A 7508-nucleotide genomic window follows, 5' to 3' on the forward strand; every position below is an offset into this window, starting at 1 on the left:
AAGCGATGTCAAAGGCTATGCGCGACAGGCAGTAAAGCTCTGCTCGTTAATGAAGCGACTGGTCGTGATTGCCTCATCAGTAAAAATCGGCCATCAACGAAGGCGATGATGAGGAGACGTGAGCATTTCAGCACGTGGATGATAAGCAAAGCCATCAGGCCAATCTTGGTCGATACCGAGGACCGTACCTATGCAAGCATCTCACTCGCTTAATGGCAACATATCCAGGTATGCATAGGTCTCAAACCGATCACTTCGAGCTGTAGGTAAAGGTATGAGACCTCTCCCTGGCATTTTCGCAGTTTCCCTGACCCTCGCCTTGACCGCATGCTCCGAGGAACAAGCTGAGGCGCCTGCTGCGCCCCCCGTAAAGACCGAGACCGCACCGCCGGCAGCTGCAACTGACCCGACACCCGCTGGTGACGCCGGAAGCAACAATGATAAGGCCGGCTTCCAGGCGCAGCCGTTCTTCGCTCAGATGGTGCTTGAGGATGTCACCTTCCAAGTCGAGAGCCCAAACGATAGTTCGATCAATCGGGTTACTGTTCGGAGCGAGGGCCCCGAAGGCCCGATAGGTCAGATGGAGGCAGAGGCCGACGGCACCATTACCAACGTCGAGATCGAGGACCTCAACGCCGACGGCTACCCTGAGATCTATGTCTATGTCACTTCAGCCGGCAGCGGTTCTTATGGATCACTGATTGCTTACGCTTCGAACCAGAACAAATCGCTTAGCCAGATCTACCTGCCCTCGATTGAAGATGATCCCGCGATCTCGCAGGGGTACATGGGTCATGACGAGTTCGCAGTCGGCGAGGGAGCTTTCTTGCGCCGCTTCCCGATCTACAAGGATGGCGATACCAACGCTCAACCTACGGGCGGCACTCGGCAGATCCAGTACAAGCTGGAGGCCGGTGAGGCAGGCTGGATCCTGCGTCAGGACCGGGTTGTTGAGTTCTGACGATGAACTTGAGGAAGAGTCGTAAGAAAACGAAATGCTCTTCAGGTAGAAGAAGCCTAACCAAAAAAGGCCGGGCTCCCCTTTGCGGGGCGTTATTTTGCCCTCACGCCTGGTGGATGCCCGAGGCCGGCCTAGCTCTTGCTGCGGCGCAAGATTGACAGCAGATGCCATTGGTAGTGGACTATCAATGCGCCGTACCTTCGGGTGAGGCGCGACGTCCAGAGATGGATGTCAGGGAGGGCGGCTTTCGAGCCGCCCTTACCTGTATCTGGCCTCATTTCGCAACCTATGACCGCTTTGGGTCATTAGCTGCCCTCAGAACGCGACTTGGCGACGACTGCTTTACACCCGAAAGCAGACGTCCTCAGCTTGGGCATTGCTGTCAGCTAAGTGCCAAAAGCAGACATCCGCTACATCGAGGCATTGCTCGATCTCACACGACTTCAACGGTGCTGAGCGTGGCGAGTAACAGACGACCGTATCATTCAGGACCTCATCAATACGTGAGGCCAGGAAGGTAGCGATGAAGTGCACAGCGGCCTGCCGTCCTCAGAGGACGATCTTGAAGTCGAAGCGGGCAGCACACATTTATCCGGTAGTGCCCCCATCCCTGCGTGGGCATTCGCAGGGGCGCCACTAGTACCTCGTAGTCTGTGATAGCGTCGCGCTCCTGCCCTCTGTTCTTCCGGCCCAGACCAGTTCGCCCTTCAGCCGCGATCCGGTGTCCCAGCCTCCCTCGTTAGATCCCCCGCGCATCGTCACTGTAGCAAATGGCGCAGGCGACACGAACTAGTCGAGCAAGAATCCGATGAGAAGTAGGATGGCCAAGAACGCCGTAACATAGAGCATGGCTTTCTTGCGCTTGCTTGCGGCCGGATCACGTTCAGAGCGGTTCTCGTCCACCTAGGGTCTCCCGTTTGGGAGACGAGCATAGCAGACAAAAAGAGAGCCCCGGCGACTCCGCCGAGGTTCAGGTCTTATGGACATACTAAGTGACTTTGATTGGAGAGGGATACTAGTTGCCCCTAGGTCTGATTAGGATCGCTTCGCGACCGCAACGCCCGTCGATTAGTCCTTACTCATCATCGTCATCATCATCGTCGTCGTCATCATCATCGTCGTTGTCATCATCGTCGTCGTCATCATCGTCGTCGTCGGCGTCATGATCGCCGTGTGACATTGCAACCATGAACGAGTCGGTAACCTTGGCCTCTTCAGCCGAAGTCGCGTAACTCAGGGATGGAAGCGCCCCCAAGCCGACCAAGAGAGCAATGGCGAAAATCAAGGAACTCAAAAACTTCAGCATCTTTGTGGTCCTCACTTCGTTTGTGCAGTCCGACACTGCGCGACGCTAAAAGTGACTCAAACTCAGGAATCCGCAACACAAAAAGGTCATCACCCAGAAGTGTGTCTGGGGCCGGGTTAGATGGACTATTGGGGCTTTGAACCAACGCCCGCGCCAAGCCGACGATACGGAGACCGGCAAATTCGGGCGCTCTCTATGGCAGGGAGGCGAGGAGTGCGGATGAGGTGCCCCAGTATAAACCGGGATTGTACACTGGGGCACCAGCTAGGGAGTGGGCCTCGCGTCATGCGAGATCAGCTTCCGCCTGCGCCTGTCGAGCCTAAGCCGGTGGCGACGGCGTAACAGATGGTAGTGACACTGGCGATTCGAATAACCCCGCATATTTACTGGGTTAGTCCCCGCTTCATGGCAATGGCAACGGCATGTGCGGTGCTGGTAACGTCGAGTTTTTGCCGGATGTTTTGAATGTGCCATTCAACGGTGCGTCGGGAGATGCCGAGTATGGTCGAAATCTCGTCCGCCGTCTTGCCATCGGCAACCCATTGAAGAACTTCGGCCTCTCGCTTGCTTAGGAGAGGATCGCGGTCCCTTGCGTTAATCATCATCGCTATAAGATTGCCACCGGCATCCGCTATTGGCTGGACGGCGCATTGCACGACGAGGCTCCCAGAGGGGAGTTCCAATGTGACCTCCGAGCGATGTTCGACCCCATAGCGTTTCACTGAACGCACAAGCCGCTCAAGCTTGTCAGAGGCGCGCGGGCTATTGGCATACCACGGTGCCCGCCATGCCGGGAGCCCAACTACGTCCGGCACGCGCGAGCCCGTGAGAGTTAGGACAGCTTGATTGGCTGAAAGCCGTATGCCGTCCAGAGAGATCAGCGCTTGGTACTGCGACATATTTGTTGTGTAACAGATCTAGGCTGAAAAGTCAGCGCACCTCCCTAACGTCGCTTGCAGAAAGCACTCCACCCTAGTCGACGCAGCTGTCAATTTGCGCAAAGGCCGAAATTAGATGGCAGAAGGCAGAGCCAGGCTTCAAGCGGATGAGATTTTCGGAAAGGACGGCCGTTCTACCCGCAATACTACGGGGGCAGCTGAAGTTGCCCCAGCATAATATGAGAATTGAGGAGAGCCATGGAAGTTGGGCCTGATCCTGGAGGCACGAAATGGCGAATTACGGGGAGTACGCGTTCGAGGAAATTCTCGACATTCTTTCTGCAGGCATCCTTCTGACAGATGACAATGCGAGCGTTCTTTATATGAATGTGGCCGCCAAGCACCACGTCGAGGCGTGTGATGCGGTCTGTATCGTAAATCACTGTCTGAGGGCCGTAGACGGCGCGGCGCGTTCCTCACTTCGCAAAGCTCTTACCAAGCACCCGGACGATAGGGCAGGAACCCCCTCGCAAACGAGGTCGATTGCTTTGCCGGGTATTGAGACCAAAGGCCTGGTCGCGACGGTCATGCCGTTGAATCGGAGCAGCGGCCCAAGCCTGCGGCTCAAAGCAACCGCAGCAGTCTTTCTTGAATCGCCGCTTGAAGAATTGCATCTCCCCTATGCCGCTTTTGCCGACCTCTATGGTCTGACCGGCGGCGAGTTACGTCTGCTGAGGTCCATATCTTGCACACATGATGCTCAGAAAACCGCTGTAGAAATTGGCATCAAAAGGTCCACGGCAAGGACGCACCTAAGCCACATCTATGCCAAGACCGCCACATCGAAACTATCTGACTTGTTGTCGCTCTTTGCACACTCGGTACTCCGGTATGAGCTGTTGGATGAGTTTTCAGACGACGAAGCGGCGCATAAATCTCCTCGTACAAGGACGATTTATGAGTTGGCCCGCAATCGATACGCGTGTCCATATGGCCCGTAGGAAAACAAACCGATACGTTATAAGAGCAGCCGCATGGATGCTCGGTTGTGCAGAACACATCTGCTCGGGTCTGAGCGATTGGCGAATTTAAGAATGTCGCCACTGCGGTAGCAAGAGCGACTGTGGTGAACATCATGCGTCCTCTACTCGGCTTCGCATTAAGCAGAAAGACGGACACCCCCGATAGGCATGCCCACCTCTTCCTCCAGACGAAACGGCATAACTGCCGGTTCATCTCCTAGTGAGGATTGGCTGCAAATTCGGTTTTCCGCTGAGTGCTGACTGTCAATGACGTTGTAGAGATACGGACTATCATGTAGCCCAGCCATGCTGGAAACCGCGGACATGACGACCAAACCCAAGGCTAAGAAGAGTGTTTTCATCGGAACACTCCTGACTTCCCTTCGGCTTACAAACATTGATACGAACGCAAACACCGAGAGTGTTTGAATCCTACTGCCGCCTGTCCATTGAGGCGTCATCCAACAGGTTGATGACACCATTAATTTGTGGCCGCCACGAGAGTCGATAAAGGCAAACGCACTGCGCCGACTGCAAAATCTGTAGAACAATGCGGCCATCGACAATGTCCGCTTTGGGTCATTAGCTGACATCAGGTCGCAACCCAGTGACGACTGCTTTGCACCCATAAGCAGACATCGCCGGCTCGGATATTGAGGTCTGCTTGGTGCGAGAAGCGGACCTGGCTGAGAGGGGATAGAAAAAGAATGCAACCCTCAAATACGGTCGGGGGGTTATTATTAGTCGGTCAGTCGCCCAACAGTGGGGCAAACGTCAGTCATTCAGCCCATAGGTTAGGCTAAATCTATGCCGTCCAAGCTAATCTGTTCTATTTGGTCGTTGGTAGCAGTTCCCTTGGTTTGCACAAACCTACTTTCAACCAGCGCATTTGCCGCCGGCAGTTTGCCAGGTCGCAATGTCTTACTCAGTGCGCCTGCCCCGTTGGTGGTCGAGGTGGGTAAAAAGTACAAAGGCAAAGGCAAGAAAGCTCATAAACACGGAGGCAAATATAAGGGAGGTCATCACGGCAAGGATAAAGGGAATCGTCACATCCGACATTGGTCGCACAAGCATCACTACGGCGATTTTGTCGCGGGCGTGGCGCTCGGGACCATCCTGGGCGTAGCTGTCGCCGGGATTGCGCCTCGTCCGCCTTCCTCTGAGCTCTGTTGGTATTGGACCGACCCCTCGATGAGCCGTGGCTACTGGGACTATTGCTACTAAACGACGGCGCCAGCGTTCTTGCCAATGTCCAACCAGGCAAACACGTGGGATGCCGACGCGACAGCCGGTCCTCGATGTCCGCTTTGGGTCATTGGCCGAGATCCGAGCGCGACTTAGCGACGACCGCTATACACCCTTGAGCAGACATAAGCGCGGTCACGATAAGGGCCGCAAAGTACCATAAGCGGACTTTTTTCTCTGAATGGCTGAAGGCAACCGCCCCGGCGCGCTCGTTGATATAATGTTTGGGTTTGTACACTGCGCCCGTCGTGAATAGCAGCAGCAATGCGTTTTAGCCTTCTCAGAACATTAGGGTACTTCGCCGGTGGGCTCTGGACAGCCTGGGGTGGACGAAAGCGTATCGAAGCAAAGCAGCTTCACAACTTGCGGCGTCTCGTGGAAAAGGCGCGGCGCGACTCCCCCTTGTTCCGCAGGCTTTACGCGGATCTGGGGCCATCAAGCGAGGTCCAACTGCAGGAATTGCCGGTGACCCGCAAACCCGATCTTATGAGCGAGTTCGACGACTGGCTGACAATTCGTTCTCTTCCCCTCAACAAGGCCCGTGATCATCTCCGGGATATGAGGAAAATTGGCGTGCCTATCGGCGATGTCGCGATTTTCCGAACCTCCGGGACATCGGGCGAACCAGCGGTCATCGTACTGCCCTCATCCTTCCTGGAGTATTGTTATGGAATTTCGATGGCCCGCTTCGAACGATACCACTGGAAGCTCGTCCGGGAGATGCGAAAGCGCGGCATGAGGGTGACGGTTACCGGTGGCAACGGACACTTTGCCGGCGTCGGGTTCAACAAATTGATGAACTATCTGCATCCGAGGCTAGCGAGGGGGTTGTCCTTTATCGAGGCCGAGCAGCCAATCGGCCAGCTCGTTGAACAACTCAACGCGATCCCGAACGTCTCCTGCATCGTGACCTACCCAAGCATGCTGACGATCCTCGCCAAAGAAAAGGAGGCCGGGCGACTGCAGATCGCGCCGGTGCTCTTCAACACGGGAGGCGAGACCCTCACGGATGATCTACGCGGCCGGGTTCACCGGGCCTTCCCCTCGCTCAGATACAACATCATCGATGCCTATGCCTGCACCGAGTGTCTGGTAGTATCGTTCGTGTGCAGCCATGGGCGGAAGCATGTGCACGAAGACTGGGTTATCCTCGAGGCGGTCGATGCAGCGATGCGGCCCGTTCCCGACGGCACGCTGTCGGCAACCGTGCTACTGACGGTACTCGCCAATAACGTTCAACCCTTCGTCCGATATGACCTCGGCGACTGCATTCGTTTCCACCCAGACCCATGTCCCTGTGGGTCGCCGTTCCGCAGTTTTGAGGTGGAAGGGCGCGAGGCGACGCTCGTTCGTGTGAGCGACGTGACGCTGTCGCCGCTCGTTTTCGATCTGGAGCACGAGCAAGCAAGGCGCATCCAGCTGGTCCAGACCAGCGAGAAAGATTTCGAGGTGCGAATAGAAGCAGCCGATGAAGCGGCGGCAGGTAGTATCTTTCAAGAAGTCATCCAATCGGTGAAACGAGTGTTTCGCGAGAACGGGTTAGGGGACGTGGCGGTACGAGAAAGTCAGGCAGCGCCCGAGTTCACCGCGAGCGGGAAGTTTCATGAAGTCTTACCTTTGCGAGGTGCCGACCCGCGAACATGACATGACCTCAGACCTCCATGTCCGCTTTGAGCCGGAAAGTAGAAATACCAATTTGTGCGCAGTACGAGGCAGGCGAACTCATCCGACGCCGCCAGGGGCCGCCTGGATGTGCTGGCAACATGATGGTAGACATCAGAAGGGAATGAGGAGCAGCGCTGCGAGCGTCCCCGAGGCTCTGCCAGGTAAGGGACCCATTCACGCTGTTCTCTGAACCTAAGGTATGGAAGCCCAAATACTTCGTCCGAAGCCAAGACTATCCCGCACTGCAAACCCGTGAGACTAGTTGTCGCTAAGACAGGTGAGCCTGTAAGTGTAGAGCTCGGCCCTCTTCGCGATCTCTGATGGTGATAGTTCATCTGACGACGACGCCATCAAGGGCTCAACGCCATTGGCCCTCAAAAATCGCTGCGCCAAGTGTCCCTGGAGCGCGAAGTTCACATTCTGAAGCCCAC

At 55.8% G+C, this 7508-nt stretch carries 6 protein-coding genes; 4 read left to right on the forward strand and 2 right to left on the reverse strand.

The window, feature by feature from the left end; all coding sequences use genetic code 11:
• Positions 1-274: 274 nt before the first annotated feature.
• Positions 275-961, forward strand: a complete 687-nt coding sequence (locus AC33YF_RS11985; RefSeq protein WP_491777440.1) for a PliI family lysozyme inhibitor of I-type lysozyme — start codon at positions 275-277, stop codon at positions 959-961.
• A gap of 1075 nt (positions 962-2036) precedes the next feature.
• Here AC33YF_RS11985 and AC33YF_RS11990 read toward each other — a convergent pair.
• Together AC33YF_RS11990 and AC33YF_RS11995 are read right to left on the reverse strand one after the other, a co-directional pair.
• The gene (locus AC33YF_RS11990) at positions 2037-2267 is read right to left on the reverse strand and encodes a hypothetical protein (protein WP_491777441.1); all 231 of its coding nucleotides are present in this window, start codon (positions 2265-2267) and stop codon (positions 2037-2039) included.
• 383 nt (positions 2268-2650) lie between these two features.
• Positions 2651-3166 (reverse strand): PAS and helix-turn-helix domain-containing protein, encoded by a 516-nt coding sequence (locus tag AC33YF_RS11995; RefSeq protein ID WP_491777442.1) that lies wholly within the window; start codon positions 3164-3166, stop codon positions 2651-2653.
• 269 nt (positions 3167-3435) lie between these two features.
• Here AC33YF_RS11995 and AC33YF_RS12000 point away from each other — a divergent pair, with 269 nt between their 5' ends.
• The 3 genes from AC33YF_RS12000 (at position 3436) to AC33YF_RS12010 (ending at position 7056) form a co-directional block, all read left to right on the forward strand.
• A complete protein-coding gene (locus AC33YF_RS12000; RefSeq protein WP_491777443.1) occupies positions 3436-4146 on the forward strand; it encodes a helix-turn-helix transcriptional regulator in 711 nt (236 codons plus the stop codon).
• A gap of 975 nt (positions 4147-5121) precedes the next feature.
• On the forward strand, positions 5122-5391 hold the full coding sequence (locus AC33YF_RS12005) for a hypothetical protein (protein ID WP_491777444.1): 270 nt from the start codon (positions 5122-5124) through the stop codon (positions 5389-5391).
• Positions 5392-5676: 285 nt separating this feature from the next.
• The gene (locus AC33YF_RS12010) at positions 5677-7056 is read left to right on the forward strand and encodes a phenylacetate--CoA ligase family protein (RefSeq protein WP_491777445.1); all 1380 of its coding nucleotides are present in this window, start codon (positions 5677-5679) and stop codon (positions 7054-7056) included.
• Positions 7057-7508 lie beyond the last annotated feature (452 nt).

The sequence above is a fragment of the Methyloceanibacter sp. genome, from assembly GCF_058506495.1.